We start from the raw sequence: 21,472 nt of genomic DNA, 5'->3' as shown, positions 1-21,472 counted from the left end.
CACATCCCGGGACAGCGTTAAACAGGGCGCGCATTGTACAGCGGTCAGCAGTTGAGCTGTAGGGCAGATCGCCGTTAGATCCCGGCCTCAGCTGCGCCCGTAGGCATCGTCGAAGCGGATAATATCGTCCTCGCCCAGATAACTGCCGGACTGCACCTCGATCAACTCCAGCGGAATGGTGCCCGGATTCTCCAGGCGGTGGGTCACCCCCAGGGGGATGTAGGTGGATTGGTTTTCGGTGACCAGCAGCTGCTCGTCGCCGCGGGTAACCTTGGCGGTGCCGCGCACCACTATCCAGTGCTCGGCGCGGTGGTGATGCATCTGCAGGGACAGCTGCTTGCCCGGCTTGACGACGATGCGCTTGACCTGGAAACGCGGGCCGGCATCGATGGAGTCGTAGTAACCCCATGGGCGGTAGACCTTGCGGTGGCGCTGGGCCTCGCTGCGCTGCGAGCACTTCAGGCGCTGCACCAGCTTCTTCACTTCCTGCACCCGCTGCTTGTCGGCGATCAGTACCGCATCATCGGTGTCTACCACCACCAGGTCGCGCACACCGAGCAGGCCCACCAGGCGGTTGTCGGCCCGCACCAGGCAGCCCTCGCTGTCCTCGGCCATTACATCGCCGTGCAGCAGGTTGTCGTCACAGTCCCGTTCGGCCAGCTCCCACAGCGCAGACCAGGAGCCCACGTCACTCCAGCCGGCAGCCATCGGCACCACCGCGGCGGACTCGGTTTTTTCCATGACCGCGTAGTCCACTGACTCATCGGCGCAGGCGGCGAAAGCCTGGGCATCCATGCGGGTGAAGTCCAGGTCCCGCGCGGCGCCGGCGTAGGCCTGCCGGCAAGCGTCGAGAATATCGGCGCGGTGGTGGCCCAGCTCCTCGATATAGCGCGAGGCGCGGAACAGGAACATGCCGCTGTTCCAGGAGTAGTCGCCACTGGCCAGGTAGGACTCGGCGGTAACGGTATCCGGTTTCTCGACGAACTGAGCCACCTTCCAGGTGCCCTCTTCCAGCTGCTCACCGCGGCGTATGTAGCCGTAACCGGTCTCGGCGCGGGTGGGCACTATGCCGAATGTCACCAGGTTGCCCTGCGTCGCCAGATCGGTAGCCCTGGTCACGGCCGCCTGGAAAGCCACCACATCGGCAACGGCGTGGTCCGCAGGCAACACCAGTAACAGCGGGTCCTCGCCCCCCTCCAGCGCCGCCAGCGCGGCCAGCGCGATCGCCGGTGCCGTATTGCGCGCACAGGGCTCCAGCAGAATCGATTGCGCCGCGCGCCCTATTTCCTGCAGCTGTTCGGCAGCGGCAAAACGGTGCTCCTCGTTGCACACGAGTATCGGCGCCTGCAGCTGCGCGAGGCCATCGAGGCGCAGCGCGGTGGCCTGCAGCATGGTCTCGCTGCCCGCCAGGGGCAGGAATTGTTTCGGGTAGGCTTCGCGCGACAGCGGCCACAAACGTGAGCCGGTGCCGCCACAGAGAATGACGGGAATCATGGATCGAAGGTTAGTACTTAAATTTTCTGGCGGTGGAATTTTGGCACAGTTCAGCACCGGATTATACTTGCCTGTTTTCCCGGCCAAGGTATAGGAAAAGCGTGGACACGATTTACGTAAGGGGTGCGCGCACCCACAACCTGAAGAATATCGATCTGGATATTCCCCGCGACAAGCTCATCGTAATCACCGGCCTGTCCGGTTCCGGCAAGTCCTCGCTCGCGTTTGACACCCTCTACGCCGAGGGGCAGCGGCGCTATGTGGAGTCCCTGTCCACTTACGCACGCCAGTTCCTGTCGATGATGGAGAAGCCGGACGTGGATACCGTGGAGGGGCTGTCGCCGGCCATCTCCATCGAGCAGAAGTCCACCTCTCACAACCCGCGCTCCACGGTCGGCACCATCACCGAGATCTACGACTACCTGCGCCTGCTGTTCGCCCGCGTCGGCGAACCGCGCTGCCCGGACCACGCCGAACCGCTGCAGGCGCAGACCGTGAGCCAGATGGTGGACCAGGTACTGGCCCTGCCGGAGGGCACCAAGCTCATGCTGCTGGCGCCGGTGGTGCGCGACCGCAAGGGCGAACACCTGCACGTATTCGAACAACTGCGCCGCGATGGTTTCGTGCGCGCGCGCATCGACGGCGTCGTCTGCGACCTCGACGACACCCCCAAGCTGGACAAGCGCAAGAAGCACACCGTCGAGGTGGTGGTAGACCGCTTCAAGGTGCGCGACGATCTGCAGCTGCGCCTGGCGGAATCCTTCGAGACGGCGCTCAACCTGACCGACGGCATAGCGTCGATCAGTTTTATGGAGGGCAAACAGGAAGACCGTCTATTCTCTGCACGCCACGCCTGTCCGGTATGTGATTACTCACTGGACGAGCTGGAGCCGCGCCTGTTCTCCTTCAACAACCCCGCCGGCGCCTGTCCCGGTTGCGACGGCCTCGGCGTCAAACAGTTCTTCGACGAGGAAAAGGTCATCCTCGATCCGGGCAGCAGCATTTCCGAAGGGGCGATCCGCGGCTGGGACAGGCGCAATATTTACTACTACCACATGCTCGACTCACTCGCCGAGCATTACGGCTTCGACCTGGACAAGCCGTGGAGTAAACTCGCGAAAAAATATCGCGAGGTAATCCTGCGCGGCAGCGGCGACACACCGATCGACTTCAGCTACGTCAACGACCGCGGCGACGTCACCATTCGCCGCCACACCTTCGAGGGCATCATCCCCAACTTCCAGCGCCGCTATCGGGACACCGAGTCCCAGTCGGTGCGCGAGGAGCTGGCCAAGTACCTCAGCACCCAGAAATGTCCCGAGTGTCACGGCACCCGCCTGCGCCGCGAGGCGCGCCACGTGTTTGTGGACAACCGCACCCTGGCGCAGATTACCGAGCTGCCGGTGGGCGACGCCTTTGAGTATTTCACCCACCAGCTGGGTTTCACCGGCGCCCAGAAAGAGATCGCTGACAAGATCCTCAAGGAGCTGCGCGACCGCTTCCGCTTCCTGGTGGATGTGGGCCTCAACTACCTGACCCTGAACCGCAGCGCCGAGACACTTTCCGGTGGCGAAGCCCAGCGTATCCGCCTCGCCAGCCAGATCGGCGCCGGCCTGGTCGGCGTCATGTATATCCTCGATGAGCCGTCCATCGGCCTGCACCAGCGCGACAACGAGCGGCTGCTCGCCACCCTCACCCACCTGCGCGATATCGGCAATACGGTCATCGTGGTCGAGCACGACGAAGACGCCATCCGCAGCGCCGACTTCATTGTCGATATCGGCCCGGGCGCCGGTGTGCACGGCGGCGAAGTGGTGGCGGCAGGCAGCCACGACCAGATCGCCGCTTGCGAGCGCTCGCTAACCGGTCAGTACCTGTCGGGCAGGAAGCAGATCGCCGTACCCGCGGCGCGCAATCCGGCCGGCGACGAACTCCTGCGTATTGAAGGGGCCACCGGCAACAATCTGCAGAATGTCGACCTGGAGATTCCGGTGGGTCTGTTTACCTGCGTCACCGGTGTGTCCGGTTCCGGCAAGTCGACACTGATCAATACCACCCTGTACCCCCTGGCAGCCACGGCGCTGAACAAGGCGACCACGCTGAAGGCCTCCCCCTACGAGGCGGTGCACGGACTGGAACATTTCGACAAATGCGTCGACATCGACCAGAGCCCGATCGGCCGCACGCCGCGCTCCAATCCCGCGACCTACACCGGCATCTTCACGCCGATCCGCGATCTTTTTGCCGGCACCCAGGAAGCGCGCTCGCGCGGTTACAAGCCCGGACGTTTCAGCTTCAACGTCAAGGGTGGCCGCTGTGAGGCGTGCCAGGGCGATGGCGTCATCAAGGTGGAAATGCACTTCCTGCCGGATATCTATGTCCCCTGCGATACCTGCAAGGGCAAGCGCTACAACCGCGAAACGCTGGAGGTGCACTACAAGGGCAAGAATATCCACGAAGTACTGGAGATGACGGTCGAGGACGCGCGTGAATTTTTTGATCCGGTGCCCGCGATCGCCAAGAAGCTGCAGACGCTGATGGATGTGGGGCTGTCCTACATCAAGCTGGGCCAGGCGGCGACGACGTTATCCGGTGGTGAGGCGCAACGGGTCAAGCTGTCACGCGAGCTGTCCAAGCGCGACACCGGCAAGACGCTGTATATTCTCGACGAGCCCACCACCGGCCTGCACTTCGCCGACATCCAGTTGCTGCTCGACGTACTGCATCGCCTGCGCGACCACGGCAACACCATCGTCGTGATCGAGCACAACCTGGATGTGATCAAGACGGCAGACTGGATCGTCGACCTGGGCCCTGAAGGCGGCTCCGGCGGCGGGCAGATTATCGCCACCGGCACACCGGAGCAGGTCGCCAAGATCAAAGCCTCCCACACCGGCAGATTTTTGAAGCCGATGCTGGCAGCCGCAAAGGCATAATCCATCCAATGCCGCAAATAAAAAGGGGCGAAGCCACCGGCTTCGCCCCTTTTTATTTGCGCACCTCCCGCGAGAAGTCCAGCCTCCGCCTGTTGCAACGAGTCGGCAGGCCGTTGGTATTTGCCGAGCGCTGTGATTAACTCCCCCTTGTCTAAAGCGCAACTACGAACAATAACTACAATGAAACTCGGCAAGTACCTGAATATTGGACCCGCCACCATGGTGGCCGCGGCGTTTATCGGCCCGGGAACGGTGGTCACCGCCAGCCTCGCCGGCGCTAGTTTCGGATATGCGCTGCTGTGGGCGCTACTTTTCGCAATAGTCGCCAGCATGATCTTGCAGGAAATGACGGCTCGCCTTGGTGTAGTCACTCAGCAGGGCCTCGGCGAAAATATTCGTGAGACTTTTCACCAGCCTCTGCCACGCGCACTGGCAGTGTTGCTCGTCGTCAGTGCAATCGTGATCGGCAATGCCGCCTACCAGAGCGGCAATATCGCCGGCGCCAGTATGGGACTGGAGGCCCTGACTTCCGCCGTTGGGCGGGATTCGCTTACCTTCAATCCCTGGCCGCTGGTCATTGCAGCAATCGCGTTTTTCCTGCTGTGGCGTGGCGAGTATCGGCTGATTGAAGGTTCGCTGGTAGCGCTGGTATTGCTGATGAGTCTGGCTTTCCTGGCCACCCTCGTAATTACCAAGCCCGATTTGCCGGCCCTGCTCAAGGGGCTCCTGCTACCCTCCATTCCATCGGGCGCGACACTGACGACTGTCGCGTTGATCGGCACCACGGTTGTGCCCTACAACCTGTTTCTACACAGCTCCAGCGCCGGAAAGAAATGGCAGCACCCCGACTTATTGCCGCAGGCGCGCCGCGATATCTATTTCTCTATCCCGCTGGGCGGCCTGATTTCGATCGCGATTGTTTCCACCGCCGCCTCGGCATTTTTCGGACGCCAGATAGTGCTGAGCGGCGCCGGGGATATCGCCGCATCGCTACAACCGCTGTTCGGTGGCGGCGCCCAGTATTTTATGGGCATCGGCCTTTTCGCCGCAGGCATCTCCTCCGCCTTGACCGCGCCGCTCGCCGCCGCCTATGCCCTCAGCGGAATCCTGGGGCTGAAGTCGGATATGAAGTCGCTGGGATTCCGCCTGGTGTGGTTCACGATCCTGGCTATCGGCACGCTGGTTGCCACGCTCGACATGAGGCCGGTGCAACTGATCTGGTTTGCACAGATAGCGAATGGACTCCTGCTGCCGATAGTGACTATTTTTCTCCTGTGGGAAATGAATTCGTCGAGGCTTGGCGGATACAGAAATTCACGGCTGCAGAACCTGCTTGGTGTGGCAGTGCTTTTGGTGACACTGCTGCTGGGCGGCCGCAGTCTAATGTCGGCTTTTGGTTGGTTATAGATGCAAAAGATAGATATCAATTGCGATCTGGGCGAAGGCGAGACCAGTGCCGACTGTCAGAGAGATGCACTGATAATGCCGCATATTTCCCGCTGCAATATTGCCTGCGGCGGCCACGCCGGCAACCTCGACACCATGCAGCTGTCGGTCGACAACGCACGGAAGAACCGGCTGATAGTCGGCGCCCATCCCGGATATCCCGACCGGGAAAACTTCGGACGCCGGTCGCTGGATATAGGATTCGAACACCTGCTCGCATCCGTCGGTGAACAGGTGCGGCGTCTGCAGGGCGTCGCCCGCGCGGCCGGAACACAGCTAGATCATATCAAGCTGCACGGTGCGCTCTACAATGACGCCGAAGCCAATAGCGAGTTGGCCGAAAATATTACGGCGTTTGTCGCTGCAGAATTCCCACAGCTGAAAATCCTCGGCCTCGCCAATGCACAAATGGAGATTGCCGCGCAACGGTACCGACATGCATTTATCCGCGAAGGTTTTATGGATAGGCGCTACCTCAACAATCACCAGCTCGCACCACGAGCGATGGAAAACTCGGTGATCGCGGACACGGAATTATGTCTCGAACAGGCGCTGCGCCTGGCAACGGGCCAGATATTCCAGTCGATATCCGGCGATGAACTGCAGTTTTCTGTCGACAGTATCTGTCTGCACGGAGACAACACGAACGCGCCGAGCATTGCGCAACAGCTTGTGCGATACCTCCACCTGCATGACATAAAGGTGCGCCAGTGATTCCTGCTTTCTCGGTTATCGCCAATGGCGACAGTGCCCTGGATATCCGCTTCGATGCCGAACCCAGTGAGGAACTCAGCCGCTGGATTATTGCAATCGAGCAGGCAATCAACGCACTGGACAGGGCCGGCATACAGGACCTGATTCCGGCCTACCAGTGCCTGACACTCTGCTTCGACCCACTGCTGTGCGATCCCGACGGGCTTAAAAATGACGTTGAGGCGCTGACCCGCAAGCTCCTGGCACGACAACCGGAACTGAAGAGAAATCCCCGGCTTATTCGCCTTCCCGTCTGCTACGAAGGGGAGTTCGCGCAGGACATGTCGGCGGTGAGTGAACACACCGGCTTGTCAGCGCAGCAAATCACCGCCAAACATTGCGCTCCGCATTACCTGGTCCATATGCTGGGCTTCTCGCCCGGATTCCTGTATCTCGGCGGACTGGACCCGTCCCTGCACTGCCCGCGCAAGGAAACCCCCGCGCTGCGCGTTCCCGCCGGCGCGGTAGGGATTGGTGGCAAGCAGACCGGTGTCTATCCGCAAGAGAGCCCCGGTGGCTGGCAGATCATCGGCCGTACGCCGGTAGAACTGTTTAGACCCCATGGCAACCCGGCCTTTGTCGCCGAACCCCTGGACCGGATCGAGTTCTATCCGATCGACAGAGCGCAGTTCGAGCAATTTCGGCAGGAGATGCTCGAGGTTATACCGCTGGAGCAGGCGTCATGACTATGCGCTTTCTCCGCGCGGGCCTGCAGACCAGTGTTCAGGACCTCGGGCGATTCGGCCTCATGCGCTACGGCATTTCCCGCGGTGGTGCCGCCGACCCGATGGCGATGCGGTTGGCCAACCTACTGCTCGGCAATCCAATGGACAACCCGGTGCTGGAGGTAACGCTTGCGGGGCCCACGATCGAATTCGAAGACGAGATTTCCGTTGCGGTCGTCGGTGCGCATTTCGAGCTCACCCTGAATGAGGAAAGCGTAGGCTGCAATGAGGTGCTGCAAATCAGGCGCGGCGATATTCTCAGCTTCGGCCAGCTGCTCAGTGGCGCCCGTGCCTATATCGCCTTCTCCGGCGCGATGGACCTGCCCAAGGTTTTCGGTAGCTGTGGAAGCAATCTTCTCGGACGGTTTGGCGGCGTCAATGACCGCGCGATCCAGCGGGGCGACAGCATCCGCTTCTCCCGGATTAAATCGGTTGCCCATCGCCGTCTCGAGGAACATTTTCAGCTGAAATATACCGGACATCCGCAATTGCGGGTCATCACCGGTGCAGAGGCGCATTGCTTCGATAAGCAGGCAGTAGACGATTTTTACAATCAGGCCTATCAGGTATCGGCGCAGAGCAACCGCATGGGAGTCCGACTCAGTGGCAGCGCTCTCGACACGGAAGAAATACCACAGCAAATATCTTCCGGTCTCTGCCCGGGTACCGTGCAGATTCCACCGGACGGGCAACCGATTGTCAGCTTCGTTGAGGGGCAGACCATTGGCGGCTATCCGCGCATCGCACATGTCATCAGTGCAGACTTACATATGGTCGGGCAGCTGAAGACCAATGACCGCATCAACTTTCTGCAGGTCACGCAGGAGCATGCGCGTGAAATACTCGCCGGAAAGTTCCGGCTACTCGAACAACTGCGGGCAGAGCTCAGTGGATGAATCAGCAAATCAATAGCGCCCCACCATCAACGATCCTGGAAACCCAGCGGCTTTGGCTGCGCGAGTTCACGCTAGACGATATTGAAGACTACTACCTGCTCAACGCCAACCCGGAGGTGGTGCGTTTTGTGGGACGCAAACCCCTGACTTCGCGGGATCAGGCGCTGCAACTGTTGCAGGCCGGCCCCCTGCGCGACTATCGCGAACGCGGGATGGGCCGCCTGGCCTGCATCGCTAAAGACAGTGGCAGGCTGATCGGTTTCGCCGGCGTGAAATATGTTGCCGAGATCGACGAGGTGGATATCGGCTATCGCTTTCTGCCGGAATACTGGGGTCGCGGTCTGGCCTCCGAATCTGCCACCGCAGTGATGGCGTATGGCCGCACTGTATTGGGTCTGCAACGCATAGTCGGGATAGTCGATCCGGCCAACGAAGGGTCTGCCAGCGTTTTGCGGAAACTCGGGCTGCAATACGAACGCACTATCGCATTGAGCCTGAGCGAGGCCGACCTGCACCTCTATGCCTGAGGTATCTGCCGCCTTCTGTCGACCAAATCGGCTGGAGGGCGGCGATCTGCGGAGACGGCGAATTGCCTCCCCTCAGCCGGCCAGTCCTTCAAATCAATCCAACCGGTTAGGCCTGTACCGCCGGGAAAGGTTGTCGAGCAGCTCATCGCGTGCAAAATACACGTCGCGCAGTGTTTCGCCGACGAACAGTTCTGCCTGATCGGCATAATGTGGTGACCGCTGATCGAGTGTCGCGGAACCAAAGTTATGCACGGCCCGCGAGGAAACACTGCCATCACGGGCCCACTCCACCAGCATGATATAGCTGTCGCCCGCCCTGTTCTCGAATTTACCGCTGTCGTTCAGCGGACCGCCGTAAACCGCCCGCACTGTGTCGGGCCCGCCACTTAATGGCCAGCTGTGCTCGCCGCGCACATGGCGATTGATCTGGCCGTAAGGCACCTCAGTACCGCCATAAAAATGGTGCAGACGATCTACCGCGCTTTTAAATGCCTGATCAACCTCGTCGGGATTCGCCAGTTCACCGCCGGCACGCTGAACCGGCTCCAGCGTCAATATCGCCAATGCCGCGGTGGTATCTGCCCGGTCCGTTGTCAACGCCCATTCGGACAACTGGCGCAGTGCAGCCTGGTATTTTTCACTCTGCAATGCCTCAGGCTTCGGCATACTCAACCAGTGCTGCAGTGTGCGCACCTGATAGGAATTCGGGTGATAGGCGTTGTCATATTTCAGGCGCTCGAAATCCGATGCCGAGATCTTATCCTGCGCACCATAGAGCGCTTCGATCTGCAGCGCCCGGTTGGTCACCACCTGCTCGATACCCATCGATTGAGGAAAGTCCTCGACCCAGGCATCGTCATCGCCGTCCGTTGCCTGAAAGGGTGGGTTATTCGCGTTGTAGACAAGGCCACTTAGCGGATTTAGCGTCTTTGGCATCCACTGGAAATCCCGGTAGCCATGCCAAATTAATTCCGATCTGTCACCTGGCAGATACTTCTGCCAGTCCCAGCCGTTTATCCGCTGCGGAAACATGGCATTGTAGTAGTGGCCGATATTGCCTTCTCTATCGGCGTATACGTAATTGATACTGGGCATCGCCTGCATTTTCAGCGCAGCTTCAAATGCCTCTTTGTTTGTCGCCTTGTTAAGCGCCAGCATAAAGTCCAGCGTCCGCACCTCGCCCATGCCCGCCCAGCGAACTGCGTAGGTGCCGTGATTGGTTCGGAACACCGGGCCGTGCTCGGCGATTAGCACCTCCCGGTTTACGGTCCAGTGCAGTGGCCCGAACAGCTTGACCGTGATTTGCGCCTGCCGTTTTTCCAACTCATGCCATTCGCCATCGAGAAGATAGCGGTCGGGATCGTCGGGATGGATCTCCAGTTTATAGATGTCCACCAGGTCGGGCTTGTTGACGGTATTGGCCCAGCCCAGATACTCGTTGTGGCCGTGAATGATTGCCGGCGCCCCCGGAAATGTCGCTCCAGCCATATTCCAGCCCGCGTTCGAATGTATGCGCGCCTCGTACCAGGCCACCGGGCCGGTAAGTGGCTGGTGGGAGTTCACCAGCAAGCGGGTGGCGCCATCACTTGAGCGGTGCGGGGCTACTGCGATTCCCTGGCTACCGACCGGCAGTGACTGCTGAGGCCCCCAGGTCAGGGCGCTTTCGCCAGCCTTGGCAAGCTCATGGGGCGCGTCGGGGTCGAGTAATTCGCCGAGGACCTTGTCGAAGCCGTAGAACATGGGTGTCTTGAAGGTAAAACCGGCAACCAGGTCTTCTCCCCTGACCGGCAGCAGATAGCGGGAGACTTCGTCCGGGTGATGCACCGCGTAGAGATTCAGACCTGCGGCATAGGCCTCGGCCACAGCTCGGGCGTCACTGGATAGCCGCTGGTAACCGCGCTCGACGGCCGGCCATACGCCCATCCACTGCACCAGGTAATCGGTCTTGGCGGCCGCAAAGCCCTTTTCTGCGGCGAGCTGGCCACGGGTGGCGAGGATCACGTTCTGAATCGTCGCGAAGTCGTCCTCCGCGTGTGCATAGGCGAGGCCGAATGCGGCATCGGCATCTGTGTCGCCATAAATATGCGGTACGCCCCAGTTATCGCGCAGTATCTCCACGTCATAATGGCGCGCTTCGGTCTGATAATCGCGGGCGGAAAGCTGTGCCTCGACGCTGGGTGGCAGGTGCAGGTAGCCGCTAAGTAGTGCCAGGGACCCCAGCGCGGCCAGACTGGCCAGGCCTCTCTTGATCAGTCTCATGTATTGACTCGGATTTATTGTTCTCTTTCCGTTGAGTCTCTACGAGCCTAAGCGCCAGGTAAAGTCCGGGGAGGACATATAGCCCGAGGTCATTTGTACGCAATCGGCTTCGCCGTATCCGCGACACCTGTGGAACAGCTCCGGGCAGGGTTCGATCCCAGTGGTAGGCGGTGAACAACGTAATCAATTGCCCCGGAGCCCCCCTTACCGGCAACCACACCAGTCCACCGTAAAACTGCGAGCCGACTATTCATAATATCTTTTTTCATCATCGATATTTCTGGCTGAATTTCCCGGCTTAAAAAGTTGCAGCAACACAGAAATCACTTAACCGATAAAATTAAAACAACTTCAGACTTGCTTGTTTTCAATTCGATATTCGTCGCGCAAAACTGCCAACAGCAAGCGACTTCAGTATCAGTTCAAACACAAAGTTCCAGAACAGCAACGCACTAAAAATAGGACTGGTACGTCTATGGTGACCACGGGGTTTTACCCAATCAATTTTCTGGACCACTTTAAAAATATTCACTAGGCTCTTTCCGTTTTACCCAAATAGCGATTTGGACTGACGTCCAAATTGAATCGGTCGAGAAAGGGGTAATTTTGTCGGTCCCTGCGTTACGGCTCAGCGTTATCAATTTGACGCAGTCCAGAGAGAAGACTCTTCACCAACCAAGGGAAATGAATAATGATAAAAACGCACCGACATATCCCCCTCGTAGCCGCCACCTGCCTGTCTTTACTGGCTGGCAGCGCACAGGCTGAACCCGGCGATTATGGCTTCTGGGCCACTCTCGGCAATCTGATCAACCCACGCGATGCCAATGCGCCTGTCACACCCGCGCAGACAGAAGGCATGTATCCGCTGTCCGTGGACGATCCCAGTTTTAACGATGGCTTCGATCCCGCTGATTACGATAACTGGCAGAAAGTGGACGTGCCGGCCAGCACCGGCGCCATGTGTGGCAACGGTTCACCGTACAAGTTCTTTGTCTACCGGGTGCCGGATACCAGCAACACGATCTTCTATTTTGAGGGCGGCGGCGCCTGCTGGGACTACGAGAGCTGCTCCGGCCAGGCCGGTATCCGCGGCGCCCGCAACCCAAATGGCATTCCCGATGATTACGTACAAAACATCAATTTGCTGGACTTCCAGAATTCCGCCAACTTAGCCACGGCCGCGGTGTCACCACTGATCTACACGCACCATCCCTACAACCAGTTCAAGACCGGAGAGTGGAACCTCGTCTATGTCCCCTATTGTACCGGCGATATTTATGTCGGCGACAAGACCGAGATTTACGCAGACCCGAGCGGCCAGAACCCGGACCTGGTTTGGCACCACAACGGCTTGCGCAACGTGCAAGCGGTCACTTCCTGGGTGAAGAATAATTTACAACAACCGAAGCAGATGGTGGCCGCAGGCTGTAGTGCCGGCAGCATCGGTGCACTGTTGAATTATTCCAAACTCCGCGGCGACATGAACGTGGATTACGGCTATCTGATCGACGACTCGGGCCCCCTCTACCGCGCACCACTGGATAGCAGTGATGACGCTGCCTATCCATCGGCACCACTGCACAACGAAGTACTGAGCTCCTGGACCACGTTCATTCCCGGAGGCAGTGATGCGGAAGAAAACCCGATCAACATGCTTGCCAGCATTACCCCAGGGTTTCACAAGAATGAACTCGCGTCTATTTACGCTGCCTTGTCTGGCAAGTTCCCGGGTGATCGACTCGGCATCACCCACTTTCTCGCCGATGGAAACTTTTCATCTTACTCCTATGAGCGCTTCCACGAGGATATCTACAACGATCCCGATGCGAGCTCACGGCTGAATAAGTTGCGGCAGAAATGGCAGCACGACACCCACAACAACCTGATCCCGCTGCTCGAGCAGACCAGTAATTGGGGTTACTATTTCCCGACGTACCGGGATTTCAACGAGAGCCACTGCACAACCATTCTCGATCTCGAATACGGCGAGATTGCCGAACACGGTCTCGTACTGAAGGACTTCCTGGACAATATCGTCAACTACCAGGGTGGCGCCATGATCCGCGCCCATGAGTCGGATCAGGTTTCAGACTACGAAAATAATCACAACTGGTTTTACGATCTGGTGGGAGGGCTACTCTAGGCCTCGCCCCTAATGTGCAAAAAAAAGCGCGGCTCCAGCCGCGCTTTTCACCCATCTCGGGGTCCGTAAGCGGCTTCCCGCGCTTTCAGTAACCGTTTGCGCAGGTATTCGTGCCTGTTTAGACCGTCGGGAAACGTTGTCATCTGTTGCACCTCCCGCACTATTCGCCGCTCCATCTCCTTGTACTCGGCAAATCCGGGCACCTGCTCGTAGGGGTTGTAGTCTGCCGCGTTTTGCCTGGCCTTCTCGCCATATGACGCCAGCAACGCCCGTGATGATGCGTCAAACTCGGCCCTGTCGACACTGTTACGCTCCAGCCACGCCAGCTTTAGCGCCAGCGCTTCGTAAGCCAGAATCCGCCCTTCACGTTCGATCGACTCGATGAGATCCCAGACTTCTGTATCCGAAAGCGCGTCACTAGCACCTGAAAAATAATTCCGAATCTCTTGTTTGTCTTTTTCACGCTGCAAATAGCTTTGCACTCGAGGATCATCGAGGAGGCGGGCCACTTCATCACTGCTAATGTCAGCCGCGGCGAGTTGTTCGGCGAAAGCTTCAGGGCTGCGTTCGCTTTCCAATTCCTGTTTCAGTTCCGGCCCGACATCCTCGCCGCGACCAGCGGACTCACCGGGCCCCGGCACATACAGGATTCCGAGCACTATGAGTGTCGACAGTGCTGTCCCCCCCAAGAATATTCGAGCTCCGCTTCGCATAGTTTTATTCCGAGTGCTGTTACAGGCGGCTGCGCCTCTAGCGCGCAACCCATGTAAGCAGAGATTTCCCGGCGGGTGAATGGCTTGGAAGCAAGCCAGCGTAGATATGCGCGCCTTTTCAGGCCGCTCAGAGGGGTCAGGCGGCGAGAGGGAGAATTGTCGCTGTGTGTGAGCGAGGGGAGGAAATCAGACCCAGTTGAGCTGCTGCTCTTCGTCGCCCTTATCCGCGCAGGGGGTCTTCTTGGGCGGCACATAGCCCACCTGCGCCTCTGCTGGCAGGTTGCGATGCTCCCAATTGGCCACCGCTTCGGCACACAGATTGCGCTGCTGCTCCGTCAGGGTAACGCCATTTGGCCACTTACCCAGTTCGATGGCGCGCTTGAGGCTGCCGACGATCTGCGGGTTCAGGTTATCGAGCAGTTGTTCAAAGGACATGGGGTATTACCTCACCTGCAACGAAGCATACAAAAAAGGCCGGTCACTGACCGGCCTTCCTTTGCGCTGAGTAATCGCCGGCTTACGCCTCGGCGGCTTCTGCAGCGTCGTCAGCCTGAGGGCGATCCACCAGCTCAACGTAGGCCATCGGGGCCTTGTCGCCGGCGCGGTAACCGCACTTCAGGATACGGATGTAACCACCCGGACGCGCTTCGTAACGCGGACCCAGCTCTTCAAACAGCTTCTTCACTGCATCCTTGTCACGGATACGGGCGAAGGCCAGACGACGATTGGCCACAGTGTCCTTCTTGGACAGAGTGATCAGCGGCTCGGCGACGCGACGCAGCTCTTTGGCTTTGGCCAGAGTAGTTTTAATCAGTTCGTGCTCTACCAGAGAAGCGCTCATGTTCTTGAACATGGCCTTGCGGTGAGCGCTGGTACGGCTGAATTTACGGCCACTATAGCGATGACGCATGACTCAATTCCTTACGACGTTTTTGCTAACAACGGACGCTGTCTAAGCAAGTCGTTCATGAGCGGTGTCGCGCACTAAGCCGTGGCACCGCTCGGGTTCTTTCTACTACGCGGCCAGAGGCCGCGCCTACCAAAACTGTTTACAGGGGGCTCAGCTTGCTGTCGCCCTTGAGGCTGGCCGGCGGCCAGTTCTCGAGGCGCATGCCCAGGGACAGACCACGGGAAGCCAGAACATCCTTGATTTCGGTCAGGGATTTCTTACCCAGGTTCGGGGTCTTCAGCAGCTCTACTTCGGTGCGCTGAATCAGGTCACCGATATAGTAGATGTTCTCTGCCTTCAGACAGTTGGCCGAACGTACGGTCAACTCCAGATCGTCTACCGGGCGCAGCAGCACCGGGTCAACTTCCGGCTCCTCAGCCTTGGGCTGGGACTCCTTCTCGCCTTCCAGGTCCACAAACACTGCCAGCTGCTGCTGCAGGATAGTGGCGGCACGGCGAATCGCCTCTTCCGGATCCAGAGTACCGTTGGTCTCCAGGTCCAGTACCAGCTTGTCCAGGTCGGTACGCTGCTCAACACGCGCGGCTTCTACGCTGTAGGAAACGCGACGAACCGGGCTGTAAGAAGCGTCCAGCTGCAGACGGCCGATCGAACGGGTCTCTTCCTCTTCGTCACGACGGGCGTCGGCGGGCTGGTAGCCACGGCCGCGCGCCACAGTCAGACGCAGGCTGAGTTCGACGTCGCCGGTGATATTGGCGATCACGTGTTCGGGATTAACGATCTCGATATCGTGATCGACCTGGATATCTCCAGCGGTCACCGCTCCCGGGCCCTTCTTGCTCAGGCTCAGTACCGCCTGATCTTTGCCGTGCATGACCACGGCGATTTCCTTCAGGTTGAGCAGGATTTCAATTACATCTTCCTGCACACCTTCGATCGCGCTGTACTCGTGCTCAACACCGTCAATCTCGACTTCGGTGACGGCGCAGCCCGGCATGGAGGACAGCAGGATGCGGCGCAGCGCATTGCCGAGAGTGTGGCCGAAACCACGCTCCAGGGGCTCCAGAACCACTTTGGCGTGGTTCGGGTTGTACTCGGTGACGTCAATACGACGCGGTGTCAAAAACTCGTTGACAGCAGTCTGCATAGCCATACCTGTTTACAGTTGGATTCCTTAAAGTGGACCAAGTCTTACTTGGAGTAAAGTTCCACGATAAGGTTTTCGTTGATCTCTGCCGGCAGATCCACGCGATCCGGAACGCGCTTGAAAGTGCCTTCCAGCTTGCTCGCGTTTACGTCTACCCACTCGACATCGCCGCGTGCGGCGGAGAGGGAAACGGAATTCTGGATACGCAGCTGCTTCTTGGCTTTTTCGCGCACTGCGATCACATCGCCTTCTTTCACTTGGTAAGAGGGGATGTTTACAGCGCTGCCATTCACCAGGATCGCCTTGTGGGAAACCAGCTGACGCGCTTCAGCGCGGGTAGAGCCGAAGCCCATGCGGTAAACCACGTTGTCCAGGCGCTTTTCCAGCAGTTGCAGCAGGTTTTCACCAGTGGCGCCCTTCAGACGCGCCGCTTCCTTGTAGTAGTTGCGGAACTGCTTCTCCAGTACGCCGTAGATGCGGCGAACCTTCTGTTTTTCACGCAGCTGAACGCCGTAGTCAGACAGGCGGCCGCGGCCGGCGCCGTGCTGACCGGGCTTGGATTCCGCGCGACATTTGGAGTCGTGCGGACGTACACCGCTCTTCAGCTGCAGATCGGTACCTTCCCGACGGGAAAGCTTACATTTCGGTCCAATATAACGTGCCATTTTGTCAGCCCCCTCTTACACGCGACGTTTCTTGGGCGGACGACAACCATTATGCGGGATCGGCGTCACGTCGGTGATGTTGGTGATCTTGTAGCCGCAGTTGTTCAGCGCGCGAACAGCAGATTCGCGGCCGGGGCCAGGGCCCTTCACTTCTACGTCAAGGTTTTTCAGGCCGTATTCCTGAGCGGCAGTGCCTGCGCGCTCGGCGGCAACCTGGGCTGCAAACGGGGTGCTCTTACGAGAACCACGGAAACCGGAACCACCCGCGGTGGCCCAGCTGAGGGTATTACCCTGACGATCAGTGATCGTGACGATCGTGTTGTTAAACGATGCGTGGATGTGGGCAATACCGTCGACAACGGTCTTTTTGACCTTCTTGCGAACAGTAGTTTTTGGCTTAGCCATACCAGTATCCTAAATCCTGTATCAAATCCCGCCTCGATGAGAGGTCGGGCTTCTTAAACCGCGATTTGCGTTTCAGTCCTGGGACTTACTTACGAATCGGCTTGCGCGGACCCTTACGGGTGCGGGCATTGGTCTTGGTGCGCTGGCCGCGGAGCGGCAGGCTGCGACGATGGCGCAGACCGCGGAAGCAACCCAGGTCCATCAGGCGTTTGATGTTCATGGATACTTCACGGCGCAGATCGCCCTCTACGGTGTGCTTAGCAACTTCACCGCGGATGGATTCGATCTGATCTTCAGACAGATCGCGGATTTTGGTGGATTCAGCGATACCAACCGCTGCCAAAATAGACTTAGCCGTGGTGCGACCAACCCCGTAGATATGGGTCAGGGAGATCACGGCGTGCTTGTGGTCTGGTACATTGACACCAGCAATACGTGCCATAGAGGCGTACTCCACGTATTGGGAGCCACTTACTACAAATAAGTGTGTGACTCAGCTTTGAATTCGGCGCTGACAGCGACTAAAAAACCGGCGGCGCCACCAAAAAGGCGCGCAAGAATAGCTTTTCAGACACTAAATTGCAATAGCCCACGCCCCCTCCGGTAACCCGAAGAGGATGCGGACGACAGTCAACGCCCCCAAATTGAGACCTTCAAGTTATGACTCTTCAGTCTCCACCACATTCCCGGGAGGGTTTGCGGTGTCGCCAACTATCGCGGGGGCCGCGACGGCCGGCATGTTCTTTCAATTGACGTCTCAAGCAGCCATCCCTGGAGCGGACGCCGGCCCAGCCATCCATGGCCGGTCGTAAGCTGTACTGCGAAATGCCACTGGCATTTCGGTCGCAGCTTACCCTTGCCGCTGCTTGTGACGAGGCTCAGCGCTGCAGATAACCCGCAGAACGCCCTTGCGACGTACGATTTTGCAGTTACGGCAGATCTTTTTAACAGAAGCGCGTACTTTCATGACCTTACCTCAATCCAATCAAACTGCGAGCAGGTGACGCACTAGCGACGACCGTAGCTTTGCAGGTTCGCTTTTTTCATCATACCTTCGTACTGGTGCGACAGCAGGTGCGATTGTACCTGTGCCATAAAGTCCATCACCACGACAACAACGATCAGCAGTGAAGTACCCCCCAGATAGAAGGGAATATTCAGTCCTACCACCAGGAACTGCGGTAGCAAGGACACCAGTGCTATGTAACACGCACCCACCAGCGTGAGACGGGTCAGCACACTATCGATGTAACGTGCGGTCTGCTCACCGGGGCGGATGCCGGGCACATAGGCGCCGGATTTTTTCAGGTTATCCGCCACTTCATTCGGGTTGAACATCAACGCCGTATAGAAGAAGCAGAAGAAACCAATCAGCAGCGCGAACAGAATAATGTTCAGCGGCTGACCCGGGCCCAGCTGCAGTGCCATCCACTGCAGAATCTGCGCACCGATACCTTCACCGCCCTGGCCGAACCACTGTGCCAGGGTGGCCGGGAACAGCAGGATGCTGCTGGCGAAGATCACCGGGATAACACCGGCCATATTCACCTTCAGCGGCAGGTGGCTGGACTGCGCAGCAGGGGCTGCGGAGTAGCGACCGGCCTGGCGGCGCGCATGGTTGATAGTGATGCGACGCTGGCCGCGCTCCATCACAACCACAAAGTACACAACCGCGATGGCGACAAAACCGATGGCCAGCAGCAGCAGGATGTGCAGCTCGCCCTGGCGCGCCTGCTCGAATGCCTGACCGATGGCACTGGGCAGACCCGCCACGATGCCGGCAAAGATCAGCATCGAAATGCCGTTGCCGACGCCGCGCTCGGTGATCTGCTCACCCAGCCACATCATGAATACCGCACCGGTTACCAGTGACGTCACCGCCACGAAGTAGAAACCGAATGCCGGCTCTGCTGAATAAGCCAGGTTTTGACCAGCCAGGCCGAACGTCATGCCGATACCCTGGATCAGGGCCAGTACCACCGTCAGGTAACGGGTGTACTGGTTGATCTTGCGCCGTCCGGCGTCCCCCTCTTTCTTCAACGCTTCCAGAGAGGGCGTCACCGCGGCCATCAACTGCATGATGATGGACGCAGAAATGTAGGGCATGATGCCCAACGCCAGAATACTCATGCGCTCCAGGGCGCCGCCTGAGAACATGTTGAACAGCCCCAGGATCGTGCCCTGGTTCTGGTTAAACAGGTTCGACAGCTTTTCCGGGTCTATACCGGGCACCGGAATATGCGTTCCGAAGCGATACACGAGAATCGCGAGGAACAGAAAACGAAGGCGAGCCCAAAGCTCGCCCAATCCCTTGCTGTTGCCCAGGGGATTTACACCGGATCCTGGTCGTGCCATTGGGGCCTCAATTAGTCTTCTATTTTACCGCCAGCAGCTTCGATGGCCGCTTTCGCACCTTTGGTGACGCCCAGACCTTTAACGGTTACCGCTTTGGTCAGCTCGCCGGACAGGAATACTTTGGCGCGTTTAATGTGGTTGCCGATAATATCGGCATTCTTCAGCGCTGCCAAATCGATTACGTCAGCGTCTACCTTGGCCAGCTCCGCCAGGCGTACTTCCGCAACAAAGCGGGATACACGCGCGGTGAAACCGTATTTCGGCAGGCGCTTCTGCAGCGGCATCTGACCGCCTTCGAAGCCCGGACGTACAGAACCGCCGGAGCGGGACTTCTGGCCCTTGTGGCCGCGGCCGCCGGTTTTACCCAGGCCGCTACCGATACCACGACCGACGCGCTTGGCGCTGTGCTTGTGGCCTTCTGCGGGAGACAGTTCGTTCAAACGCATCTTATTCCCCCTCAACCTTAACCAGGTAGTTAACTTTGTTGATCATGCCGCGCACAGAGGGAGTGTCTTCCACTTCCACAGTGTGACCGATGCGGCGCAGGCCCAGACCGGCAACGCACGCCTGATGGTTTTTCAGGCGTCCGTGAATGCTTTTGATCTGGGTGACTTTAATGGTCTTCTTAGCCATGGTCTTAACCCACTAATAACCTTTGGTCCAGGCCGCAATTAGCCCAGGATCTCTTCGACTGATTTGCCACGCTTGGCCGCAACGTCTTCCGGGCTCTGCATTTGATCCAGAGCCTTGAAAGTTGCGCGCACTACGTTCACCGGATTGGTGGAGCCGTAGCACTTGGCCAGTACGTTGTGTACGCCAGCCATTTCCAGTACGGAGCGCATGGCACCGCCGGCGATAACACCGGTACCCTGGGAAGCGGGCTGCATGTAAACCTTGGAGCCGCCGTGACGACCGTTGGTCGCGTACTGAATGGTGTCACCGTTCAGATCGACCTGGATCATGTTGCGACGCGCAGCTTCCATCGCCTTCTGGATGGCAACCGGCACTTCACGTGCCTTGCCGCGACCGAAGCCAACGCGGCCATTGCCGTCGCCAACTACGGTCAGTGCGGTAAAGGCGAAGATACGACCACCTTTAACAGTCTTGGCAACGCGATTGACCTGGACCAGCTTTTCCTGCAGGCCTTCGTCGTTGCTTTTGTCTTTCTCTCTAGCCATAACTCAACCCTTAGAATTTCAGACCGGCTTCGCGAGCAGCGTCAGCCAGCGCCTTAACGCGGCCGTGGTATTTGAAACCGCTGCGATCGAAGGCAACTTGTTCAACACCGGCAGCCTTGGCGCGCTCGGCGATCAGGGTGCCAACCGCCTTAGCGGCATCGACGTTACCGGTTTTACCGGAGCGCAGGTCCTTATCCAGGGTAGAGGCAGAAGCCAGTACCTTGTTGCTATCGGCAGACAGGATCTGTGCGTAAATGTGACGCGGCGTACGGTTCACGGTCAGGCGAACGGCGCCGAGCTCGCGGATCTTGGCGCGGGCACGACGTGCACGACGCAAGCGAGATGCTTTCTTAACGTTCATATCTATGCCCTATTTACTTCTTCTTGGCCTCTTTGCGATACACGCGCTCGTCGGCGTAACGGACACCCTTACCTTTGTAGGGCTCCGGCGGACGGAAAGCGCGGATCTCGGCGGCCACTTGGCCCAGCAACTGCTTGTTGCTGCTCTTCAGTACGATTTCAGTCTGGGTCGGAGTTTCCGCAGTCACACCTTCCGGCAGCTGATAATCGATCGGGTGGGAGAAGCCCAGGGTCAGGTTTACAGTCTTACCGGACGCCTTAGCGCGGTAACCAACACCCAACAGCTGCAGCTTACGCTCGAAGCCCTGGCTGACACCTACCACCATGTTGTTGACCAGAGCGCGGGTAGTACCTGCCAGCGCCTTGGCCTGCTTGGAGTTATTGCGCGCAACGAAAGTCAGCTGGCTGTCTGCCTGGCTCACTTCTACATCGCTGTGAATAACCATGTTCAGGTTACCGTTACCGCCTTTTACAGCGATGTCCTGACCTTTCAGGTCAATGGTAACGCCCGCGGGAATTGCAACTGGACTATTTGCTACTCGAGACATATCGACCCCCGC

General features: G+C 58.6%; 23 protein-coding genes. 7 read left to right on the top strand and 16 right to left on the bottom strand.

Features of this window, described 5'->3' with window-relative positions; translation table 11 throughout:
* Positions 1 to 87: 87 nt before the first annotated feature.
* Complete coding sequence (locus tag BUC36_RS17340; protein WP_073277556.1) at positions 88 to 1,494, bottom strand: mannose-1-phosphate guanylyltransferase/mannose-6-phosphate isomerase; 1,407 nt, start codon at positions 1,492 to 1,494, stop codon at positions 88 to 90.
* A 101-nt stretch (positions 1,495 to 1,595) separates the two neighbouring features.
* Between BUC36_RS17340 and uvrA the strand changes: the two genes are divergently transcribed.
* The 6 genes from uvrA (at position 1,596) to BUC36_RS17310 (ending at position 8,777) form a co-directional block, all read left to right on the top strand.
* Positions 1,596 to 4,430: an excinuclease ABC subunit UvrA gene (uvrA, locus tag BUC36_RS17335; RefSeq protein ID WP_073277554.1), complete on the top strand. Its 2,835-nt coding sequence runs from the start codon at positions 1,596 to 1,598 to the stop codon at positions 4,428 to 4,430.
* A 180-nt stretch (positions 4,431 to 4,610) separates the two neighbouring features.
* Positions 4,611 to 5,837: an Nramp family divalent metal transporter gene (locus tag BUC36_RS17330; RefSeq protein ID WP_073277552.1), complete on the top strand. Its 1,227-nt coding sequence runs from the start codon at positions 4,611 to 4,613 to the stop codon at positions 5,835 to 5,837.
* Positions 5,838 to 6,590, top strand: a complete 753-nt coding sequence (gene pxpA / locus BUC36_RS17325; RefSeq protein ID WP_073277550.1) for a 5-oxoprolinase subunit PxpA — start codon at positions 5,838 to 5,840, stop codon at positions 6,588 to 6,590.
* Positions 6,587 to 7,315, top strand: coding sequence for a 5-oxoprolinase subunit PxpB (pxpB, locus tag BUC36_RS17320; protein WP_084536238.1), 729 nt, complete (start codon positions 6,587 to 6,589; stop codon positions 7,313 to 7,315). The genes pxpA and pxpB overlap by 4 nt, the downstream gene beginning before the upstream one ends.
* On the top strand, positions 7,312 to 8,250 hold the full coding sequence (locus tag BUC36_RS17315) for a 5-oxoprolinase subunit C family protein (RefSeq protein ID WP_073277547.1): 939 nt from the start codon (positions 7,312 to 7,314) through the stop codon (positions 8,248 to 8,250). Before pxpB ends, BUC36_RS17315 begins: the two co-directional genes overlap by 4 nt.
* Positions 8,247 to 8,777 carry a GNAT family N-acetyltransferase gene (locus BUC36_RS17310; protein ID WP_073277545.1) on the top strand — a complete coding sequence of 177 codons (531 nt, stop codon included), beginning with the start codon at positions 8,247 to 8,249 and terminating at the stop codon, positions 8,775 to 8,777. Before BUC36_RS17315 ends, BUC36_RS17310 begins: the two co-directional genes overlap by 4 nt.
* 93 nt (positions 8,778 to 8,870) lie before the next feature.
* Here the strand turns inward: BUC36_RS17310 and BUC36_RS17305 are convergent, their stop codons facing one another.
* Positions 8,871 to 11,036: a penicillin acylase family protein gene (locus tag BUC36_RS17305; RefSeq protein WP_073277543.1), complete on the bottom strand. Its 2,166-nt coding sequence runs from the start codon at positions 11,034 to 11,036 to the stop codon at positions 8,871 to 8,873.
* A gap of 691 nt (positions 11,037 to 11,727) precedes the next feature.
* On the opposite strand from BUC36_RS17305, the gene BUC36_RS17300 reads away from it, so the two are divergent.
* Positions 11,728 to 13,182: a pectin acetylesterase-family hydrolase gene (locus BUC36_RS17300; protein ID WP_073277541.1), complete on the top strand. Its 1,455-nt coding sequence runs from the start codon at positions 11,728 to 11,730 to the stop codon at positions 13,180 to 13,182.
* 47 nt (positions 13,183 to 13,229) lie between these two features.
* Here the strand turns inward: BUC36_RS17300 and BUC36_RS17295 are convergent, their stop codons facing one another.
* The 14 genes from BUC36_RS17295 to rplF form a co-directional block, all read right to left on the bottom strand.
* The gene (locus tag BUC36_RS17295; protein ID WP_143187035.1) at positions 13,230 to 13,841 is read right to left on the bottom strand and encodes a hypothetical protein; all 612 of its coding nucleotides are present in this window, start codon (positions 13,839 to 13,841) and stop codon (positions 13,230 to 13,232) included.
* A 240-nt stretch (positions 13,842 to 14,081) separates the two neighbouring features.
* A complete protein-coding gene (locus BUC36_RS17290; RefSeq protein ID WP_073277537.1) occupies positions 14,082 to 14,330 on the bottom strand; it encodes a DUF1315 family protein in 249 nt (82 codons plus the stop codon).
* Positions 14,331 to 14,412: 82 nt separating this feature from the next.
* Positions 14,413 to 14,805: a 50S ribosomal protein L17 gene (gene rplQ / locus BUC36_RS17285; RefSeq protein ID WP_073277535.1), complete on the bottom strand. Its 393-nt coding sequence runs from the start codon at positions 14,803 to 14,805 to the stop codon at positions 14,413 to 14,415.
* Between the two features lie 139 nt (positions 14,806 to 14,944).
* A complete protein-coding gene (locus BUC36_RS17280) occupies positions 14,945 to 15,949 on the bottom strand; it encodes a DNA-directed RNA polymerase subunit alpha (protein WP_073277533.1) in 1,005 nt (334 codons plus the stop codon).
* A 44-nt stretch (positions 15,950 to 15,993) separates the two neighbouring features.
* Entirely contained in the window at positions 15,994 to 16,614 is a 621-nt protein-coding gene (gene rpsD, locus BUC36_RS17275) for a 30S ribosomal protein S4 (protein WP_073277531.1), read from the bottom strand.
* A 15-nt stretch (positions 16,615 to 16,629) separates the two neighbouring features.
* Positions 16,630 to 17,019 carry a 30S ribosomal protein S11 gene (gene rpsK, locus BUC36_RS17270; protein ID WP_020411406.1) on the bottom strand — a complete coding sequence of 130 codons (390 nt, stop codon included), beginning with the start codon at positions 17,017 to 17,019 and terminating at the stop codon, positions 16,630 to 16,632.
* A gap of 85 nt (positions 17,020 to 17,104) precedes the next feature.
* On the bottom strand, positions 17,105 to 17,461 hold the full coding sequence (rpsM, locus tag BUC36_RS17265) for a 30S ribosomal protein S13 (RefSeq protein WP_073277529.1): 357 nt from the start codon (positions 17,459 to 17,461) through the stop codon (positions 17,105 to 17,107).
* A gap of 408 nt (positions 17,462 to 17,869) precedes the next feature.
* The gene (rpmJ, locus tag BUC36_RS17260; RefSeq protein ID WP_010133825.1) at positions 17,870 to 17,986 is read right to left on the bottom strand and encodes a 50S ribosomal protein L36; all 117 of its coding nucleotides are present in this window, start codon (positions 17,984 to 17,986) and stop codon (positions 17,870 to 17,872) included.
* Between the two features lie 41 nt (positions 17,987 to 18,027).
* On the bottom strand, positions 18,028 to 19,374 hold the full coding sequence (gene secY / locus BUC36_RS17255; RefSeq protein WP_073277527.1) for a preprotein translocase subunit SecY: 1,347 nt from the start codon (positions 19,372 to 19,374) through the stop codon (positions 18,028 to 18,030).
* Between the two features lie 11 nt (positions 19,375 to 19,385).
* On the bottom strand, positions 19,386 to 19,820 hold the full coding sequence (rplO, locus tag BUC36_RS17250) for a 50S ribosomal protein L15 (protein ID WP_073277525.1): 435 nt from the start codon (positions 19,818 to 19,820) through the stop codon (positions 19,386 to 19,388).
* A 1-nt stretch (position 19,821) separates the two neighbouring features.
* Complete coding sequence (gene rpmD / locus BUC36_RS17245) at positions 19,822 to 20,007, bottom strand: 50S ribosomal protein L30 (RefSeq protein ID WP_073277523.1); 186 nt, start codon at positions 20,005 to 20,007, stop codon at positions 19,822 to 19,824.
* Positions 20,008 to 20,045: 38 nt separating this feature from the next.
* On the bottom strand, positions 20,046 to 20,552 hold the full coding sequence (gene rpsE / locus BUC36_RS17240; RefSeq protein WP_073277521.1) for a 30S ribosomal protein S5: 507 nt from the start codon (positions 20,550 to 20,552) through the stop codon (positions 20,046 to 20,048).
* A 10-nt stretch (positions 20,553 to 20,562) separates the two neighbouring features.
* Entirely contained in the window at positions 20,563 to 20,913 is a 351-nt protein-coding gene (rplR, locus tag BUC36_RS17235) for a 50S ribosomal protein L18 (protein ID WP_073277519.1), read from the bottom strand.
* A gap of 13 nt (positions 20,914 to 20,926) precedes the next feature.
* A complete protein-coding gene (rplF, locus tag BUC36_RS17230; RefSeq protein WP_073277517.1) occupies positions 20,927 to 21,460 on the bottom strand; it encodes a 50S ribosomal protein L6 in 534 nt (177 codons plus the stop codon).
* Positions 21,461 to 21,472: the final 12 nt, after the last annotated feature.

The sequence above is a fragment of the Microbulbifer donghaiensis genome, from assembly GCF_900129095.1.
GTDB lineage: Bacteria > Pseudomonadota > Gammaproteobacteria > Pseudomonadales > Cellvibrionaceae > Microbulbifer > Microbulbifer donghaiensis.
The sequence above is the reverse complement of the archived record's forward strand: the minus strand, read 5'-3'. Positions and strand labels throughout refer to the sequence as shown.

Excerpts from the sequence above, each read along its gene's own strand:
- rpsE (WP_073277521.1), bottom strand. The coding sequence starts at position 20,552 with ATGGCTAGAGAGAAAGACAAAAGCAACGACGAAGGCCTGCAGGAAAAG.
- rpsD (WP_073277531.1), bottom strand. The coding sequence starts at position 16,614 with ATGGCACGTTATATTGGACCGAAATGTAAGCTTTCCCGTCGGGAAGGT.
- BUC36_RS17340 (WP_073277556.1), bottom strand. The coding sequence starts at position 1,494 with ATGATTCCCGTCATTCTCTGTGGCGGCACCGGCTCACGTTTGTGGCCG.
- rpsM (WP_073277529.1), bottom strand. The coding sequence starts at position 17,461 with ATGGCACGTATTGCTGGTGTCAATGTACCAGACCACAAGCACGCCGTG.
- rplO (WP_073277525.1), bottom strand. The coding sequence starts at position 19,820 with ATGCGTTTGAACGAACTGTCTCCCGCAGAAGGCCACAAGCACAGCGCC.
- rplR (WP_073277519.1), bottom strand. The coding sequence starts at position 20,913 with ATGAACGTTAAGAAAGCATCTCGCTTGCGTCGTGCACGTCGTGCCCGC.
- BUC36_RS17310 (WP_073277545.1), top strand. The coding sequence starts at position 8,247 with ATGAATCAGCAAATCAATAGCGCCCCACCATCAACGATCCTGGAAACC.
- rpmD (WP_073277523.1), bottom strand. The coding sequence starts at position 20,007 with ATGGCTAAGAAGACCATTAAAGTCACCCAGATCAAAAGCATTCACGGA.
- BUC36_RS17315 (WP_073277547.1), top strand. The coding sequence starts at position 7,312 with ATGACTATGCGCTTTCTCCGCGCGGGCCTGCAGACCAGTGTTCAGGAC.
- rpmJ (WP_010133825.1), bottom strand. The coding sequence starts at position 17,986 with ATGAAAGTACGCGCTTCTGTTAAAAAGATCTGCCGTAACTGCAAAATC.
- secY (WP_073277527.1), bottom strand. The coding sequence starts at position 19,374 with ATGGCACGACCAGGATCCGGTGTAAATCCCCTGGGCAACAGCAAGGGA.
- BUC36_RS17305 (WP_073277543.1), bottom strand. The coding sequence starts at position 11,036 with ATGAGACTGATCAAGAGAGGCCTGGCCAGTCTGGCCGCGCTGGGGTCC.
- rplF (WP_073277517.1), bottom strand. The coding sequence starts at position 21,460 with ATGTCTCGAGTAGCAAATAGTCCAGTTGCAATTCCCGCGGGCGTTACC.
- rpsK (WP_020411406.1), bottom strand. The coding sequence starts at position 17,019 with ATGGCTAAGCCAAAAACTACTGTTCGCAAGAAGGTCAAAAAGACCGTT.
- BUC36_RS17330 (WP_073277552.1), top strand. The coding sequence starts at position 4,611 with ATGAAACTCGGCAAGTACCTGAATATTGGACCCGCCACCATGGTGGCC.
- BUC36_RS17280 (WP_073277533.1), bottom strand. The coding sequence starts at position 15,949 with ATGCAGACTGCTGTCAACGAGTTTTTGACACCGCGTCGTATTGACGTC.
- BUC36_RS17300 (WP_073277541.1), top strand. The coding sequence starts at position 11,728 with ATGATAAAAACGCACCGACATATCCCCCTCGTAGCCGCCACCTGCCTG.
- rplQ (WP_073277535.1), bottom strand. The coding sequence starts at position 14,805 with ATGCGTCATCGCTATAGTGGCCGTAAATTCAGCCGTACCAGCGCTCAC.
- BUC36_RS17290 (WP_073277537.1), bottom strand. The coding sequence starts at position 14,330 with ATGTCCTTTGAACAACTGCTCGATAACCTGAACCCGCAGATCGTCGGC.
- pxpA (WP_073277550.1), top strand. The coding sequence starts at position 5,838 with ATGCAAAAGATAGATATCAATTGCGATCTGGGCGAAGGCGAGACCAGT.